This window comes from Anabaena lutea FACHB-196 (assembly GCF_014698305.1).
GTDB classification, from domain to species: Bacteria; Cyanobacteriota; Cyanobacteriia; order Cyanobacteriales; family Nostocaceae; genus Anabaena; species Anabaena lutea.
The window spans coordinates 454,350-472,848 of record NZ_JACJST010000001.1 but is presented as its reverse complement, the minus strand read 5'-3'; the positions used below and the strand labels follow the sequence as shown (position 1 = coordinate 472,848).

Below are 18,499 nucleotides of genomic sequence, written 5' to 3'. Positions count from 1 at the left end.
ATAAAATTCAGAATTACCGGATAACTGGCCAATGACCAATGACCAATGACCAATGACCAATGACCAATGACCAATGACTACTATTCATCCTGCCAAAATTACCAAGGTGCTTCCTGAATCAATTGCTGCCGAAATTGGCTTTGATGCAGGAGATGCGATTGTTACTATTAATGGGACACCTCCCCGTGATTTAATTGATTATCAGTTTTTATGCGCTGATGAAGTTTTAGAACTAGAAGTTTTAGATGCGACAGGAAAAACTCATCATATTGAAATTGAAAAAGATTATGATGACGACTTGGGACTAGAATTTGAAACTGCTTTATTTGATGGTTTAATTCAGTGTAATAATCGTTGTCCATTTTGCTTTATTGATCAACAACCACCTGGTAAACGTTCTAGCTTGTATTTCAAAGACGACGATTATCGTTTGAGCTTTTTGTATGGTTCTTATCTAACTCTGACAAATTTGCCAGAAAAAGAATGGCAACGAATTGAACAAATGCGGTTATCTCCCTTATATGTTTCTGTTCACGCGACAGAACCAGAAGTGAGAATTAGACTGTTGAAAAATAACCGTGCGGGGCAAATTTTACAACAGCTTAAATGGTTTCAAGAAAGACGATTACAAATTCATGCTCAAGTAGTAGTTTGTCCAGGAATAAATGATGGGAAACATCTAGAACAAACATTACGAGATTTAACATCTTTTCATACTGGGGAAATACCTGCTGTGGCATCAATAGCCGTGGTTCCTGTTGGTTTAACTCGTTTTCGTCCCCAAGAAGATGAACTGACCCCAGTGACGCGGGAAAAAGCCCAGGAAGTGATTTCTCAAGTTAAATTGCTTTCTCAAGAATTTCGGCAAAAATTCGGTTCCAGTGTAGCTTGGTTAGCCGATGAATGGTTTTTAATTGCTGGAGAAGAATTACCAAGCGAAGCGGAATATGAGGAATATCCGCAAATTGATAATGGTGTTGGTTCTATTCGCTTATTTGTTAAGCAATTTACCCATGCTGCTCAGGAATTATTACCGCCAAAAGTATCTCCCCAAAGAAAACTGACTTGGGTTGTAGGTAACGCTGTTGAAAAAGCATTTCAACCGATAGTTAAACAGTTAAATGCTGTGGAAGGGTTAGAGGTAAATATGCGTGCTTTATATAGCGATTATTGGGGACAAAATATCAGTGTGACGGGATTAATCACGGGACATGATTTACTCTTTCACTTAAAAGGGCAAGATTTAGGAGAGGGAATTTTATTACCTAGTGTCATGCTCAAACATGGGGAATTGCTTTTTTTAGATGATATGACTGTGGAGGAAGTAGCTCGTCAACTGAATACAGAAATATTCCCAGTTGCAGGAGTTGAGGATTTAATCAATACCTGTATTGATTAATTCGTAATTCGTAATAGTACCTACGGTCCCGCTAGGGATACGTAATTCGTAAACAGGGAACAGGGAACAGGGAACAGGTAATTCTTAATTTTCCCCGCGTCCCCGCGTCACCCTCTCTCCCCGTCCCGACTTCTCCGCGTCCCCGTGTCACCCTCTCTCCGCGTCTGTCCATTTGTATCAACGGTATTAGGCTGTCGCTCTAGCGTAGCCATGCAGGGCTATACATACCCTACAAACTACCAATCCTCATAAAATGGGATAATTTATTTTTTGGGATTGCCTAAATAAGTTATTATCTATTCTCACCATTTAGCTCTCTGTATTTACAGCGGTTTCCAATCATATGAGGTACATCATAGCCCCCTCATCGCTTGCGGGGAGGGGGTTGCGGGTGGGGTTTTGTACCTCATAACATCGAGAAGTGCTGTATCTACTAATTTGTGAGGAATAACTCGTGAAAAATCACGAAAAAAAAGTTAGGAATAATATCAGACAAAAAATTACAATAGCAAGCTTATTTTTTTTAAATTTTAATTTTTTAACTGGGAATTTGGGGGGGATGTTGCCGGCAAAAGCGGTGACAGAAGCAGCTGTATTGAGCGTAGTCAAAAGCCAAGATAATGCCAATCAATGGATAGGGATTACCAAACGCTTAGAGACTGTAGGAGTAAGATATTGTGTAATACCCTTGGGTAGTGTGAACAATGTGGCGGATTTAGGAAAGCCACAGGTGTTGTTGTTGGCAAATATAGAGACATTAACGACAGTACAAGCGATCGCACTCAAAGAATGGATGAATCGGGGTGGACGCTTAATTGCTAGTGGTCCCGTAGCTAGTTTATCAACACCGGGAGTGCGCCATTTGTTGCGAACTCTGCTAGGAGGTTATTGGGGATTTAGCTTGAATGCGGCTCAAGAGTTACAACCAGCAAAAACTAATCCCCAGGAATGGGCAACCAGCAAAGAACTCTTTGGTAAAGTTGTCGGTGCTGTGATGATTCCTGATCATCTTCATACTCAAATAGCTGCTGTTTGGAATTCCCCAGATCATGCGGCCGCAGTACTAACAACCGAGCAATCCACTTTTTTAGGCTGGCGCTTAGGAACAGATACAGCTTCAACCGCAGATTTAGATACTTTTTGGTTAAAAGCAGCACTAAATCGTTATCTAAAATTGCCAACCACAACAGTCCCAGGAAATGCGCCAAACTGTCCTGCTACTACCGCAAATCCACCAAGAACTCAAACCTCACGATTGAGCAACACCAATCCACCCAAACAGATAATTCCTCCCAAAAAACCTAATTTAGCCAATTCACGAAACCAGCCCAAACGGGTAATTTCTGCCAAAAAAACCACTCCCGCACGGGTGAAACCTCAAAAACCAAGACTGACAAGCACAGCACCCAAACCTGTCCCCAAAGTCAAACCCCAAAATTTCCCAGAGGCCATTGAACAACTGCAAGAAGCAGTGCGTTTAGATGTCACACCCGATTCTAATCGACCGATTGATAGTAAAGATGCATTAGCTCTCCAACAAGAATTAGAAAATTTGATTGGTCGAGTCGAAAGCGCCCATTTAGCAGCTTCAGTTCATGGTGCTAGTAGTGTCAGCAACACCCAATCCTTGAAAGTCGAAAGCGAAAAATCCGCATCTACCCAACCAGAGAGAAAAGACCTCAGTTTAGAGCAAACCTTAGTCCAAGCCAGAGAGGTTGCAAAAAATATACCAGTGTTAATTGCCCAAAAGAACTATGCCTTGGCGCGTCAGCAGTGGTTAAACACAAAGACAACTTTATGGCAGCAATTTCCTCTCAATCAGCGCATAGCTCAACCAGAAATCCGCTCAGTATGGTTAGATCGAGGGACAATTGTTAATGCTGGGAATGAAGCAGGACTAGCGAAGATTTTTGATCGGCTGTCCCAAGCCGGAATTAACACTGTATTTTTTGAAACTGTTAATGCTAGTTATACAATTTATCCCAGTCAGGTTGCGCCACAACAAAACCCCTTAATTAAAGATTGGGACCCTCTAGAAGTAGCTGTAAAGTTAGCCCATGAACGGGGGATGGAGTTACACGCTTGGGTTTGGACTTTTGCAGCTGGTAATCGCCGCCATAATGAGATTATCAACGTCAGCCCTGATTATCCAGGCTCCGTGTTAGCCGCTAATCCTAGTTGGGCAAATTATGATCAAAGTGGGAACATAATTCCCGTAGGTCAAACAAAGCCTTTTTTAGATCCAGCAAATCCCGAAGTCCGGCAGTATTTATTAAAGCTGTACGCGGAAATTATTACTCGCTATCAGGTAGATGGCATACACCTCGATTATATTCGTTATCCTTTTCAAGACCCATTGGCAGGTAGAACTTACGGTTATGGTAAAGCTTCTAGAGAGCAGTTTCAGCAACAAACAGGTGTAGATCCTCTAAATATTACTCCTAGTCAGCGGGATTTGTGGCAAAAGTGGACAGCTTTCCGCACTGAGAAAGTTGATAGTTTTGTGTCTGAAGTTTCGCAGATGTTAAAACAAAAGCGAGCCAATTTAATTTTATCTGTGGCTGTATTTCCGTTACCAGAATATGAACGAGTTCAAAAAATTCAACAACATTGGGAAGTTTGGGCAAGACGGGGTGATATAGATTTAATTGTGCCGATGACTTATGCTTTGGATACTCCTCGTTTCCAAAGACTGGCACAACCTTGGATTAACTCTACTCAGTTAGGTTCTACTTTATTAGTTCCAGGAGTTCGCTTACTTTCCTTGTCTACAGTCGGAGCATTTGATCAACTCCAACTGCTCAGGGATTTACCTGTTAGTGGTTATGCACTCTTTGCTGTGGAGAATTTTAATACCGAGTTTGATAAACTATTTAGTAATACTCAAGGTAAGATACAAAGATTCAAAAATGAACCTATTCCTCAGCGTCAGCCATTTCGCACTGCGGCTTTTCGCTATGCGGCTCTACAAAAAGAATGGCAATTTGTAAGAGAAAATAATCAATTAACAATACCTGCAAATAAAATTTCTGCTTTTAATAACCAGTCTCAGGAATTACAAAATTATTTAAATCAACTTGCGGCTGTACCTACTGCCAGTAATTTAATCAAAGCCAGAAATGCTCTGAATCGCTTTAAGTTTGAATTTAGGATGTGGATGAGTGTGGAAATGAAAGAAAATCCCTATCAAGTTAAAGCCTGGGAAAATCGACTGGTAACTATTGAAAGACTTTTACGTTACGGTGAGAGGAGAGTAATAAATAATTCGTAATTTGTAATAATGCCTACGGCAGGCTACCGCCAACGTAATTCGTAAACAGGCAATTCTTAATTTTTCCCGCGTCCCTGCGTTCCGAAGTTTAGGTATTTTTTCAAAAATCAAATATTCTTCCTATATCTAACTAAAGTATGCAAACATCACCTCACTATCTCGTGCTACAAAGCCTAGAGTCAGTTATTGATATGTCGCCGCTGACGGTTGCACCGGAAACATCTATACTAGATGCGATCGCTCTGATGGCTGCACAATCTAAAGGTGTGTTGGTAAAGTCAGCCTCCCAGGTAGTGGGGTGGTTGACACAACAAGATATAGTCAAACTTGTAGCTTCAGGGGCTGATTTAAGAACAGCCCAAGTTGGGGAAGTGATGCAGAACTCAGTCATAAAACTGAAGATGCAAAAAATTACCACTTTAGATTCAGTCATATCAATGTTATGTCAGCCTCAGTTGCAGCTACTACCAGTTGTAGATGAGAATGGTGAAATTGTTGGCATCATCACCCCGGAAAGTATTTGTCTAGCTCTTTCGGTAGTAGAGGAAATTAGTGATTTCGCAGACTATTGCCAGATGGTAGAAAATCAACTCCTGCAATCCCAGCAAATGTTGCAGTTAATTATGGATACCATTCCCCATAGTATTTTCTGGAAAGATATAAATTCCATCTTCTTGGGTTGTAATCGCAACTTTGCGAAAATGGTGGGTTTTGACAATCCAGAAGATATCATCGGCAAAACAGACTATGATTTGATTCCCAACTATGAAGAAGCCCACTTCTACCGTGTTAGTGATGCTGAGATCATGAGAACTAATCAGCCCCAATATAAAACCATTACACCTGCACGGCAAGCAGATGGTAGCCAAATTTGGCTGGAGACGAACAAAGTCCCTTTGTATAATACTGAAGGTGAGGTGGTAGGAATGTTTGGGACTTTAGAAAATATCACTGAGCGCCAAAGAACCCAAGAAGAACTCTATAAAAGTGAAGAACGCTTCCGCTTATTAGTAGAAGGTGTTAAAGACTACGCAATTTATATGCTTGACCCGCAGGGACGGGTGAGGAGTTGGAATTCTGGTGCTGAATGTATTACTGGATATCAGGTAACAGAAATTATTGGTCAGGATTTTTCTTGCTTTTTTCCACCGGAAGATATTGTTAATGCTTTACCGAAGCAACAATTAGATATGGCCGCAGGAAATGGTCGGTGTGAATGTGAAAGTGTTTTTGTTCGCAAAGATGGTTCCTATTTCTGGGCAAATTGTATTTTAACGGCATTACGTGATGAAAGTGGTAAGCTGCGTGGTTTTTCTAAAGTGACTCGTGACATTACGGAACGTAAATTAGCAGAGAAGTCTTTGTTGCGGTTGCTTAAAGCCATAGAAAGTACAAGTGATGCAGTTAGCATTGCGGAGATTTCTGGTCAGTTAAGTTATGTAAATCCTGCATTTAGAGATATATTTGATTACACTGAGAGTCAATTAAATGCAAATGAGGGACTCTCAACTAATTTTAAGACCAAGGAAGTATTTAAAAGAGTATTTGAGACAGTCCACAGAGGTGAATCTTGGCGTGGTGAAGTGATGATGCAAAGTCGTAGTAGTGAAAGTCTACATATAGACCTACGAACAGATGCGATTAAAGATGATACGGGCAAGATAGTTTCTGTGGTGAGTATCTATACTGATATTACCCAGCGCAAGTTGATAGAGGAAGGGTTAAGATTACGCGATCGCGCGATCGCTGCCAGTAGTAACGGCATTGTGATTGCGGATGTCACCAGCCCTGATAGTTCAATTATCTATGTCAATCCGGCTTTTGAGCGTCTGACTGGCTACTCAGCAGCCGAAGTCATGGGGCAGAATTTTCTTTTGCTCCAAGGTGCTGATATCAATCAACCAGGTTTAAAAGAACTCAGTAATGCTATGCAATTAGGACAAGATTGTACTGTAATTTTACGTAATTCTTGTCAAGATGGTAGCATATTTTGGCATGAGTTAAATATTTCTCCCGTTTATGATATCGATGGTTATCTCACTCACTACATTGGCATTCAAACCGATATAACTGAGCGTCAACAAGCAGAAACAGCATTACTTGTCAGTCAAGAGCGGCTACAGTACTTACTAACTTCCAGCCCAGCTGTAATCTATACTTGCAAGGCACATGAAGATTTTGGTGCTATCTTTATCAGCGAAAATGTCAAAGCCATGATAGGCTATGAAGCGCGGGAATTTATACAAAGTTCTGATTTTTGGTTTAGTCATCTCCACCCAGAGGACGCGCCAAAAGTAATTGCTGAACGCTCAAGGGCATCTAAACAAACTGACTACAGCCTAGAATATCGCTTTTTACACCAAGACGGTATCTATCGTTGGGTATATGATCAAGGTAAAGTCGTCTGGGATGAAGCAGGTAACCCATTGGAACTAGTTGGCTACTGGGCAGATATTACCAATCGCAAGCAATTAGAGCAAGAACTAAGAATAGCATTGGAGACAGAGAAAGAACTTAACGAACTGAAATCCCGCTTTATTTCCATGACTTCTCACGAATTCCGCACACCCTTGAGTACTATCCTTTCTTCTTCTGAGTTGCTAGAACACTACAGCCACAAATGGACACATGAAAAACAACTTACTCATCTGCATCGCATTCAAGCGGCTGTAAACCGGATGACAGAAATGTTAAATGATATTTTGGTGATTGGCAAAGGAGAAGCAGGAAAACTAGAATATAGACCCTTATTATTTGATTTGGTCAAATACTGCCGTCAGCTAGTAGAAGAAGTCAGGTTGAATTTGAAAAGTCAACATTTAGTAAATTTTAGCAGTCAATATCAATCTATATCTTGCTATATGGATGAAAAATTACTGGGACATATTCTTAGTAACTTACTCTCCAATGCCCTCAAATATTCCCCCGATGGCAGCTTGGTCAATTTTAATCTCTCTTGTCAAGAGGGGCAAGCAGTATTTGAAATTCAAGACCAAGGAATTGGCATTCCTGAAGAAGATATGCCCCGATTATTTGAATCTTTTCATCGCGCTAGAAATGTCGGTAATATTTTAGGAACTGGATTAGGACTAGCAATTGTAAAAAAGTGTGTAGATATTCACCAAGGCACAATTAATGTCAATACTCTACTAGGAGTTGGCAGCAATTTTATTGTGACGTTACCATTAAAAAAATATAATATGAGGTAAACCATGCCTAAAATTTTAATAATTGAAGATGAAGAATCCGTTCGGGAAAATCTTTTAGATTTACTAGCTGCTGAGGATTTTCAAGCAATTGCTGCTGCTAATGGCAGAATAGGATTACATTTAGCTATGTCGGAAATACCAGATTTAATTTTATGTGACATGATGATGCCAGAATTGGATGGATATGGAGTATTAACAGCTTTACGACAAGAGCCATTAACTGCCGCAATTCCTTTTATTTTCTTGACTGCTAAATCTGCAAAAGCTGACTTTCGTCAAGGTATGGATATGGGTGCAGATGATTATCTAACTAAGCCATTCACCAGGGCTGAATTATTGAATGCGATCATGACTAAATTGGAAAAGTATGCAAATTTAAAAAAATCTTTATCGACTCAGAATAAGGCTTATCAATTAACTGAGAGAATGCAATTTTTAGAACCGAAATTACGTTGGGCAATCCAACAAGATAATTTTCAAGAATTTGAAATTTATTATCAACCAATTATTGATATATCTACAGGTGAAATCATCGGTGCTGAAAGCTTGTTACGTTGGCAAAGTAGGGAATTGGGTTCAATATCACCTAATGAATTTATTCGTTTAGCCGAATATAATGGTTTGATTGTCAATATTGATAAATGGGTATTAAACAAAGTTTGTCAACAAATTAAAATTTGGCAGGATTTGGGAATTAATTATTTAACTATAGCTGTCAATTTATCGGCAATTGAATTTAATCAACCAGATTTGATTACCACAATCGTTGAATTAATCGAGTTGAATAATTTGGAAAATCCTGGACTAGAAATTGAATTGACAGAAACCATGGTTATGCAAGATGTTAATAGTGCGATCGCTACCATGAATCAATTACGCTCCTTGGGCATCAAAATTGCAGTTGATGATTTTGGGACTGGACAGGCTTCATTAAGCTATATCAGTCACTTTCCTATGAATACACTCAAAATTGACCGTTCTTTTATTCAAAATATCACTCATGATGATCACAAATCAGCTATTACTAAATTCTTGATTAAAATGGGACATGAACTAAATCTCAAGATAATTGCTGAAGGTGTAGAAACAGAAGCAGAATTATCTTTTCTCCGCCAAGAAAAATGTGATGCTATCCAAGGTTTTGTATTCAGTCGGGCATTACCAGTATTAGAATTTGAAAAGTTGTTGTTTTCTAAAAAAAGCTTTTATATCTAAAAAATATAAAATTGTGTAAATTGGAGAAATTTAGTTATGAATCAGCATAAAAATGAGGTTGAGTCCAATATAAATCCAACTTCTTCCCATTCAGGCGAACGTTACTGGGGTAATGTGGAAGTTATAGAAGAGGGCGAAAATTATAGAATTAGTCGTGTGGAAATTAAGTCTAGACATGGCATTAAACCACAAATTCATTATCATCGCCATGAACATTGGATTGTAGTTTCTGGCGTAGCTAAGGTAACTTGTGGTAATGAAGAAATATTGCTCAATTGCAACCAGTCAACCTATGTACCAGCGGCAACGCTACATCAGGTGGAAAATCCTGGATCTATTCCCCTAATAATTCTAGAAATTCAAAATGGTGAGTATTTGGGTGAAGATGATACAGAGCGTCCTTTTGAGCTATCTTCAGCTTCATGAAAAATATCCAACTTCCCAGTTCTTGGCAAGCAGTTTTAGCTGAAGAATTCCATAAACCCTATTTTGGTAAACTCCAAGATTTTTTGGCAGAAGATAGGCTGTCTTATACTATTTATCCACCTGAAGAAAATGTCTTTTCTGCCTTTGATTTGACACCCTATGAACAAGTGAATGTGTTGTTGTTAGGGCAAGATCCCTACCATGATCAAAACCAAGCACATGGATTATGCTTTTCCGTCAAACCTGGGATCAAACCACCTCCATCATTGATGAATATATTTAAAGAACTCAAAGCGGACGTAGGGCTTGATATTCCCACTCATGGCTATCTTGTCCAGTGGGCTAAACAGGGTATATTGATGCTTAATACGGTGCTAACTGTGAGGGCGCATACACCAAACTCTCACAAGAATCAAGGTTGGGAAATATTTACAGATGCGGTGATTAGCAAAGTTAACCAGAAAAAAGATCCTGTTGTCTTTGTGCTTTGGGGTGGGTATGCACAAAAAAAGTTAAAGTTAATAGATACAAATCGACATAAAGTTATACAGTCAGCCCATCCTTCACCACTTTCTGCACGGAACGGCTTTTTTGGCAGCAAACCTTTTTCAGCTATTAATTCAGCTTTGGTTGCTTGGGGTAAACCGGAGATTGATTGGCAGTTGGTGATTGGTGATTGGTAATTGGTAATTGGTAATTGGTAATTGGTAATTGGTAATTGGTAATTGGTAATTGGTACTCGGTACTCAATACTCGGTACTCGGTACTCTGTACTCTGTTAAAACCAGCCTTCTTGTTCGAGGGTTTCAATTAACTGTAAACCACGAGGATCACCCACTCCTAAAAGTGCTGCTTTTGCGTCTTCTCTGACTCCTAAATCTTTATCTTCAGCAAAAGCTTGAATTAAGGCATCAATGGCCGTGGCATAAACTACATTAGAAGGAAGTTCTTTGCACAGTTGACCAATTGTCCAAGCACAGTTACTGCGTACTGCGGCTATGGGGTCTTGGACAAGGGCTTCAATTAAGGGGGGAATTGCGCCCACAATTACTTCATAACCCACTCCTGACATTTGGGCTAGGGCGCTGGCTGCCCATAGACGGACGGCGGAGATGTCGGTTCTTAAAGAGTCTGCTAGGGGTGCTAAGGAACGGCGATCGCGACAGTTGCCTAAAGCCCAAACTATGCCTTTTCGCACATAGCCATTAAAATCCCGGTTAAGTTGAGTAATTAATGGCTCAACTGCATCCTGGCTGGGATTACGTCCGATGGCATAGGCTGCACTGACTCGCACGAGGGGACAGTTATCGGTTAGTAAGCGAATTAAATGGGGAATAGCTCGTTGATCTTGAATATCACAAAAAGCACGCGCAGCTAACATCCGTTGCTGGGACTGGGAATTTTCCAGGAGTGCCAGCATTAATTCAGGATCAGGTTTTACCACTTCTGATTCAGCAGTAAGTGGCTCTATGTGGTCTAGGGGGCTTTCTAGCTCCACCCCGGCATCAAGTAGGCTTAGGTCGTCTTCGTCGTACATAATTTTTCTATTTTCTATCCCCACTAGGGATCAACTGATAACCCCCTATACCAGCCAGAAAAACCCTGATAGATATTTTAGTTATCTCATTTTACAGGCTAACGGAAAGATTTTATCATCCACAGGGATTGTGTTTGATAACCTAGCTGATGATAAAGCTGTAATGCGGGTGTGTTGGACTGGAATACTTGTAGACCGATTTGGCGATAGCTTTGCTCGCCGTAGGCATCGCCTTTTTGTTTTGCCCAATTTTCTACATGACTCATCAAGGCTTTACCAATGCCCCGACGGCGATGTTCTGGGGTAACGTAGAGGAGAAAAATGTGAGTATGGCGATCGCCCTTAATTTGATCTATGGCATTACCCACCCATAAACAAGCGATGGGGGATGGTGATTGATGATTGGTGATTGGTAATTGGTAATTGGTGATGGGTGGTTCTTCCCCTACACCCTGCTTCTCTGCTTCTTCATCTACCCACCATAAAGGGGTATCAGCAGAAAAATATTGCTCAACTGTAAGAGCTAAATGTGAGAAATCTTGATGAGGGAACATTTCCTGGTAAGTCCGCTGCATGAACTTTACCAGAATTGCCCTATCTACAGTTGAGCCTCGACGAATGTGGTAGCCGGGTAGTAATAAATTCAAAATTTAGGAGATGGGGAGATGGGGAGATGGGGAGACACGGGGACGCGGGGACGCGGTGAAAATGAAGAATAACTTAATTACCAATGACCAATGACCAATGACCAATTACCAATGACCATCCCAATTGGTGCTGGTGCTGCCATATCCGAGGGTAAAAAGATGCGAGCGCTGACTGCTACTAAAGCGAAGGTGAATATCAATACGGCAATTAAGGGGGCGATATATTGACGAAAAATGGCCATATTTGGGTTTTAGTTAGCTAGGGATTTTATGAAAAAAATTAGTTGAGCAAAACACTCGGTACTCGGTACTCGGTACTTAATACTTACCGCTGTTCACGATCCAAATCATCTAGTACCCTTTCACAATACCAATTTTCTGGCATACCAGGATAATTCTGCTTGGCCTGCTCAATTAACCTTTCGGCAGCGGCAACATCACCGGATAATCTAGCAATCAGTCTGTTTTTCAAATAATTACCGGTGATTTCTTCGTCTACTTGGTTGGGTACGCTGTTTTTGAAGGGCTGTGAAGGTTCTCTCCGCAGCTGCCAAAATAAAACGTAATAGAGTGTACCAAAGATTAAAATCAAGCTGATTGTGCCTAGGAGAGTGAGGAGGTTAAACCCCAGAAATCCTAGAACTAACTGGGAAAGTACGTAGCCCAGTAGTAACCCTGTGACGATGAGGACGAATGTACCGACAAGAATAACTACTTGGTTCCCCATATATCCTCTTCTTCTGGCTCAATTCCTGGTCTGGTGACTGCCTCTGGCTTTGGATTCCAGGGGGCAAAAAATGGTAACAGGAGTAGTCCCGGTACAGCAGCCAGGATACTAATGACGAAAAATAAAGGCCAACCTGTATTTTTTGCTAAGGAACCTGCTGGCGCAACTAGAATATCACGACTTACGGCCATAAAACTAGAAAGTAAAGCATATTGAGTGGCGGAATAACGCTGATTACACATATTCATTAAGAAGGCGACAAAGGCTGCTGTTCCTAATCCAGCACAAAAGTTCTCGATGTTGATGGTCAGTAAGAGAACTTGGTAGTTTTTCCCAACTTGTGCAAGTACAAGATAAGCTAAGTTGCTGACTGCTTGCAATGCTCCAAATACCCAAAGTGAGCGATTCAGACCAATTTTACTCAAAAATGCTCCACCTGCCAGTGTGCCAACAATGGTGGCTATCAATCCCATGCCGCCTTGAATTGCGCCAATGTCAGTTTGGGTGAAGCCTGTTTGTAGTAAAAACGGCGTGGACATATTGTTGACAAAGGAGTCGCCTAGTTTATAGAGGACGATAAATAGCAGGGTTAGTAAGGCTTGGAGGATTCCTTGACGCTGGATAAATTCCCCAAAGGGTAAGATGACAGCTGCGGTTAAGGATTCTGGGGGACTGATTTGTTTGGGTTCTGGTGCAAATAAGGTGGCTATGATGCCTATTCCCATGCCTATTGACATCAATAAGTATACTGTTGACCAGGGGATGTTATCGGCGAGAATTAGGGCTAAAGAGCCTGTGAGTAATAGGGCGATGCGATAACCTAAGACGAATACTGCTGCACCTGCACCCATTTCTAGTTGTTCGAGAACGTCGGTGCGGTAAGCGTCAGCGGCGATGTCTTGGGTGGCACTGAGGAATGCGATCGCAACGGCGTTGATGGCTAACAGTTGTAGGGCTTGTTTGGGCTGTTGTAATGCCATGCAAGCGATCGCTATTAATAACCCAATTTGAATTGCAATTAACCAACCCCGTCGTCTTCCTAAAAATGGCAACGTAAACCAGTCTAACAGAGGCGACCAGAGAAATTTTAATGAATATGGCACACCTACCAGGCTAAATAAGCCGATGGCGGTTAAATCTACGTTTTCAACTGTCATCCAAGCTTGTAAGGTCTTGCTGGTCAAAAACAAGGGCAAGCCGGATGAAAAACCGAGTAGTATCAAGGCAGCCATTTTCCGGCTACCGAAAACTTGCAGTAGCGATTTGACTGGATTCATTAGTTTAAATTGCCTTCTCACCTGAGAGAGTTGCAGCTATCTTGCCATATTGGCTATGTCTTTTCTTGCCTACACGCCAATTAACATTGCAAATTCAGGATTGTACTTTCTTTGTGGCTAGTTGAATTAAATCTTCAATTTTCTTGATGTTCTGATCCCCTGCTAGATAACCAATTCCACGATGTAAATGTAGGCGAAATTGCGTAATTAAGGTTTCTCTATCTGTATCTAATCCGTCGTTATAGCAGCGTTGTTTCAGGGCTAAAAGTAGAATATCAGATATTTCTCCACCAAAGACGCGCCATGTCATTTCGACGTTGCTATCTTGGGGTATAGGTACGGGTGAGGGTGGGGTTGTTTCTGCGAGGGAACGACAAAACGCCCACCGACATAATATGTTCCATTGGTCGATTTTTGTGCTGCGTTTAAGTTTGAGAAGTTGTTCTTTGGCTGTTTGGGAAAGTTTAATTCTTTCTATTGGTGATTCCATAATTTTGGTGATTGGTGATTGGTGATTGGTAATGGGTGATTGGTGATTGGACAGGAAAACTATTTATTACTATTTCCATTTCCCAATGAGTTTAAGTAAGCATTTAGCTTGGGAGAAAGTTCATCTATTAACGGTTTTAGAATATTTACTTGTTCAACTGTTAATAATTTACGAACATAAGAAAGCCGCATCCAATGAATTGTTTCATTTAGAGAATCTCTAGCTATTTTAATAAAACGCTTATTGTCTTGAATGTTGTAACGTCCTCTACCTTCTGGTATATTTGCTCCAATGCTATCTGCTGAACGAACAATCTGCTTACCAATAGTATCTTTAGCAAAATTATCCCATCCCATAACTACTTTCCAAATTTCATTTGCTAATTTTTCTGATAACTTATAAACTTGTAACTCTTCAAAATCCGGTCTTCCCATATATTTTATTTCACCCAATCACCAATCACCAATCACCAATCACCAATCACCAATTACCAAAAATAACCAGGTTTAATTGTTGTTTCTCTTTTACCAGAGTTGTATTGAAGTAGGTATTCGCGGGCTATGGCTTCGGTTTCTTGCAGGTTTTGATATTCTTTTTTGCCGATTTCGGTGTCGGTGGAAAGGAGGATGACTTGATGACTGGCTGAGGGAAAGTATCTTTCTACGAGGTTGTTACGGTGGGAGGAGTCGAGTCTTCCTAGCGGTGTATCAATAGCTACTGGTAAACGTCTTCCTGATACTTTGGCTAATCCCCACAAAAATGCGATCGCTAATAATTGTTTTTCACCAGCGGAAAGTCGATGTTTGGGAACTGGTTTACCATTTAAATCATATAAAGATAATCCAAATGTTTTACTATCAATAGCAATGCGATGTACTAAATCAGATTTATGTAATAAATATAGAAAACAGTTTTTTACTTCTTCTTCTAATTTATTCAGTTTTCTCAGAGTCAATCTTTCTCGAAACACTTTTAATGTTTGTTGAACTCTTGCAGCCGAATCAATAATGTGTTCACTATTTTGAAATTTAATATTTTCTACAGTGTATTCATTTAATTCTTGCCTCAATTTTTTTATTTCTGTATCTAATTCTATCACTTTCTGAGTCATTGTTTGTGACTGAGATTGAATTTTATTAAATTCGTTTTGTGCCTCTTTTACCGCTTTTTGCAATTTTGTATATTCTTCTGGTGCAGCCGCAGTTTGTACTTGTCTTTCTAAAGTGAGTATTTGTTCTTCATAATTATTTAATTCATCTAACTGCTTTTGGGCTGTACTTTCGGCAGCTTGCAAACGATAAGTTATATTGTCAAGTAAACTTAAACTTTCTTCATCTCCATTTAACCAAGTGTTTTCTGTTGAGACATTATTTGTATATAAATTATTGATATCTTCAGCTAAAAAACATTGAATGTTAGTAACTTTATTAGATTCTAGATTTAATTGTTGCAACCAATTAATTAATCTTTCATCTCTGGCAATTAATACATCTTTAGCTAATTGGATTTGTTGATTTTTCAGTTCTTTTTCTCCCTGTCGTTGGACTTGTGATAATAAAGGACTAATTAAGGCTAAAGGTAAAACATCAGATGCTAGTTCACATAAGGATTCACGAACGTTATTTGCAACTTTGATTTTCTCTGCCCTTTGTTGTTCTAATTGGCTACGTTCAGCGGCAATTTTACCACCTTCATTCACAAATTTATCTAAAGCTTCTTCATGAATTTTTTCTAATTCTGTAACTTCAATATTTAGATTTGCTAATTTTATCTGATTGTTTTCGTATTCTGCCTGTTTTTCATGGAGTCGGGTTTCAATTTCTTCTAACTTAGCTAAATCTTTGGTATCGGCAAATTCTCGTTTTTTGCGATTTACTAAAATCTCTAAATCAATTGCTAATTTATCTGCTAATTCTAAACCCAACAGTCCGTTAATAGCATCAACAACTATGGGCGGAGGTATTTCTTGTTCAGCAAGTTCTTTAACTTGTTCACCGTCAAAGAGGAATAAATTAGAAATCCCTAAAGGTAAAATATTTTCTATATATTCATCCCAGATATTAGCTAATGAATCAATTGGCCAAGTTTCATCATCACCTAAAATGCCTAAATGATCTTTACCGTCTTTAGGATTTTTTTCCCAAGTCCGCACAATACGATATCTGACAGGTTTATCTTCTTCGATATGTTCAAAAACTAATTCAATTCTGGTTTTTTCTGTAGGGGTACTTTTACTATTAACACATTGGGTTAAAAAATCACTATAACTGATATTTCCCCTGGTTGAACATTGAGCGCGTTGTCCATATAATGCCAGACGAATGGCATCCATGAGGGTGGTTTTTCCGCCACCATTCATGCCTCCGAAAAGGATAATTGGGCGTACATTATCCTCATCAATTTGGGGGTTGAGGTTGATGACTTGCTTACCGGAGTATGGACCGAAGTTTTGTAATACTAATTCAAGGAATATCATTATGCGATTTTGGATTTTAGATTAATCTCGTTCCCTGACTCTGACAGGGAATGCTTTCAAGAGGCTCTGCCTCTGTTATAATTAGTTGAGTGAGGTAGAACCTCAAGATTGGCATTCCCAGCCAGAACCGCCCCTTATTCTAATCACCCGTTATTCCCCATTATTATCCTTTTGTGCATATTTGAAGTTAGCCCAAGTTTGTGGTTTACTCTCTTCTTTTTCCGGGGCATCTCCTAAACTTAATTGCTTGAATTTTTCCCGAATTGTGGCAACATCACCATCTAAAGCTGCTTGTCGTAAATCCCGTTTTAAATGAGCATTTTCAATAGCTTTTTCTGGAGAACGGGAACTTGTATCAAAGCATTTTTCTAGGCTTTCGTAGATACCCACACGGCGCATTTTTTTCTTAAATTGGCGTTCTGTATCTAATAGTCTTGCCATTAATTCTAAGTGCATTCCGTCACCGTCACAGATTTCTTCTAATACTCCCCATTCATCACTTCCCAGGATGCTTTGGTCAGCACCAGGACGCGGATCTTTAAATACTTCTCCCGTAACCTCTTGATATATGCGGGGTAAGCTATCATCAAATTCGTGTCTTTCTTCTAACCATATTCGGCGAATTTCACTCAATTCTTCTATAGTAAGTAGGGTGATGTCGCGCATATTTTCTGGTGCTGTTTGACGAATTTGCTTTTCAACTGTTAGCAGCTTTCTTAACCAATCTTCCCGCGCTTCTTTAAGATATGGACCAGGAATAGGTTCAATAGATACTTCACCGTCTAAATTACGCTCATATAGTTGGATACCTCCACGTCTACGGCGAAAATCTCTCCGGTCACGATTTTCTTCTAAATCTAATTCTTTGCGAAAATCTAATAATGGTTGCATCCATTCTTTTTCTTCATCATTTTGAATCATTGCTGTTAATGATTTATCTTGACTAACAAGGGTACAAACCCAGCAACCAAAACGAGAACTTCCACAACTAGGAGTAGTTGTATCAACAACTAAAGGACATTCATTATCAGCAGATGCACCTCGATAAATAGCAAATAATTCCTTATTACTGTATTTCCAAGGATTTTCCCATTGCATTAAATAAATCCATACATCATCATTTTGCCAATCTTCAATAGGACTATAAACCAGAGAGTTTGGTAAATTCATGTTAGGACTGAGGTGATCTCTCACTCTCTGAGTTTCTAATTTTTTCATTCTATTGGCACGTTTTACGCTTTCAGCTTTGCGAGTTCCCAATACAACAATTGCTTCTCCATTGTTGCGAATAACATCACGAATAAAGCGATTAGAAGGATTAATTTTAAGACGTTCTGTACACCAACGAAATTTTCCTCTTGGGGCTGGATAACCTTTACCAATTAAACCTACCCAGAATGTTTCTTTAAAATCTGGTCTTAATAGATGGGGTTCCAATGGTAATCCTTGCGCTTGCGACTCAGATTTCATTTGTTCTAGAGAATTACGTACCCAAGCAGCAATAATAGGATTTTCTACCAGTGTGTCTGTAGTAATGACAGATATTTTTTTCGTTCGCTTTTCTGGTGGGAGTTGTGCGATCGCATTCCACACAAGCTGTAAGGTAGCAGTGCTGTCTTTTCCACCCGAATAGCCTACAACCCAAGGTATCTGATCTAAACAATACAATTCTTGAATTTCTGTAGTCAGAACTTGAATATCTTCAATTAAATCTGCTACAGTATGGCTTTGCTGATTTTCATTTTCTGGCTGTTTTGCTGTATTCATGGTTTTCATTCCTTGCTGAGATGCATATTTTTATCAATTCATTTGTTACTCTATTTAA

The 18,499-nt window shown here is 39.7% G+C and carries 15 protein-coding genes; 6 read left to right on the top strand and 9 right to left on the bottom strand.

What is annotated here, in order from left to right:
- Positions 1–73 precede the first annotated feature (73 nt).
- The 6 genes from H6G59_RS01970 to ung all read left to right on the top strand — a co-directional run bounded on the left by H6G59_RS01970 (position 74) and on the right by ung (position 10,203).
- Complete coding sequence (locus tag H6G59_RS01970) at positions 74–1,399, top strand: TIGR03279 family radical SAM protein (protein ID WP_190711486.1); 1,326 nt, start codon at positions 74–76, stop codon at positions 1,397–1,399.
- A gap of 454 nt (positions 1,400–1,853) precedes the next feature.
- On the top strand, positions 1,854–4,670 hold the full coding sequence (locus H6G59_RS01965; protein ID WP_190711485.1) for a glycoside hydrolase family 10-like protein: 2,817 nt from the start codon (positions 1,854–1,856) through the stop codon (positions 4,668–4,670).
- Positions 4,671–4,807: 137 nt separating this feature from the next.
- Positions 4,808–7,879, top strand: a complete 3,072-nt coding sequence (locus tag H6G59_RS01960) for a PAS domain S-box protein (protein ID WP_190711484.1) — start codon at positions 4,808–4,810, stop codon at positions 7,877–7,879.
- Between the two features lie 3 nt (positions 7,880–7,882).
- A complete protein-coding gene (locus tag H6G59_RS01955) occupies positions 7,883–9,094 on the top strand; it encodes an EAL domain-containing response regulator (RefSeq protein WP_190711483.1) in 1,212 nt (403 codons plus the stop codon).
- A gap of 36 nt (positions 9,095–9,130) precedes the next feature.
- Positions 9,131–9,520, top strand: a complete 390-nt coding sequence (locus tag H6G59_RS01950; RefSeq protein ID WP_190711482.1) for a phosphomannose isomerase type II C-terminal cupin domain — start codon at positions 9,131–9,133, stop codon at positions 9,518–9,520.
- On the top strand, positions 9,517–10,203 hold the full coding sequence (ung, locus tag H6G59_RS01945) for a uracil-DNA glycosylase (RefSeq protein WP_190711481.1): 687 nt from the start codon (positions 9,517–9,519) through the stop codon (positions 10,201–10,203). Before H6G59_RS01950 ends, ung begins: the two co-directional genes overlap by 4 nt.
- Positions 10,204–10,298: 95 nt before the next feature.
- Here the strand turns inward: ung and H6G59_RS01940 are convergent, their stop codons facing one another.
- The 9 genes from H6G59_RS01940 to dndC form a co-directional block, all read right to left on the bottom strand.
- Positions 10,299–11,057, bottom strand: a complete 759-nt coding sequence (locus H6G59_RS01940) for a HEAT repeat domain-containing protein (RefSeq protein WP_190711480.1) — start codon at positions 11,055–11,057, stop codon at positions 10,299–10,301.
- Between the two features lie 98 nt (positions 11,058–11,155).
- On the bottom strand, positions 11,156–11,704 hold the full coding sequence (locus H6G59_RS01935; protein ID WP_190711479.1) for a GNAT family N-acetyltransferase: 549 nt from the start codon (positions 11,702–11,704) through the stop codon (positions 11,156–11,158).
- Between the two features lie 77 nt (positions 11,705–11,781).
- On the bottom strand, positions 11,782–11,946 hold the full coding sequence (locus tag H6G59_RS01930) for a hypothetical protein (protein ID WP_190711478.1): 165 nt from the start codon (positions 11,944–11,946) through the stop codon (positions 11,782–11,784).
- An 83-nt stretch (positions 11,947–12,029) separates the two neighbouring features.
- Positions 12,030–12,431 carry an ABC transporter permease gene (locus tag H6G59_RS01925; protein WP_190711477.1) on the bottom strand — a complete coding sequence of 134 codons (402 nt, stop codon included), beginning with the start codon at positions 12,429–12,431 and terminating at the stop codon, positions 12,030–12,032.
- Positions 12,416–13,708 carry an AmpG family muropeptide MFS transporter gene (locus tag H6G59_RS01920; RefSeq protein WP_190711476.1) on the bottom strand — a complete coding sequence of 431 codons (1,293 nt, stop codon included), beginning with the start codon at positions 13,706–13,708 and terminating at the stop codon, positions 12,416–12,418. The genes H6G59_RS01925 and H6G59_RS01920 overlap by 16 nt, the downstream gene beginning before the upstream one ends.
- Before the next feature lie 94 nt (positions 13,709–13,802).
- The gene (gene dndE / locus H6G59_RS01915; RefSeq protein ID WP_190711475.1) at positions 13,803–14,198 is read right to left on the bottom strand and encodes a DNA sulfur modification protein DndE; all 396 of its coding nucleotides are present in this window, start codon (positions 14,196–14,198) and stop codon (positions 13,803–13,805) included.
- Between the two features lie 59 nt (positions 14,199–14,257).
- Entirely contained in the window at positions 14,258–14,632 is a 375-nt protein-coding gene (locus tag H6G59_RS01910; RefSeq protein ID WP_190711474.1) for a four helix bundle protein, read from the bottom strand.
- Between the two features lie 53 nt (positions 14,633–14,685).
- Positions 14,686–16,674, bottom strand: coding sequence for a DNA sulfur modification protein DndD (gene dndD / locus H6G59_RS01905; protein ID WP_190711473.1), 1,989 nt, complete (start codon positions 16,672–16,674; stop codon positions 14,686–14,688).
- 150 nt (positions 16,675–16,824) lie between these two features.
- On the bottom strand, positions 16,825–18,441 hold the full coding sequence (dndC, locus tag H6G59_RS01900; RefSeq protein ID WP_190711472.1) for a DNA phosphorothioation system sulfurtransferase DndC: 1,617 nt from the start codon (positions 18,439–18,441) through the stop codon (positions 16,825–16,827).
- Positions 18,442–18,499: the final 58 nt, after the last annotated feature.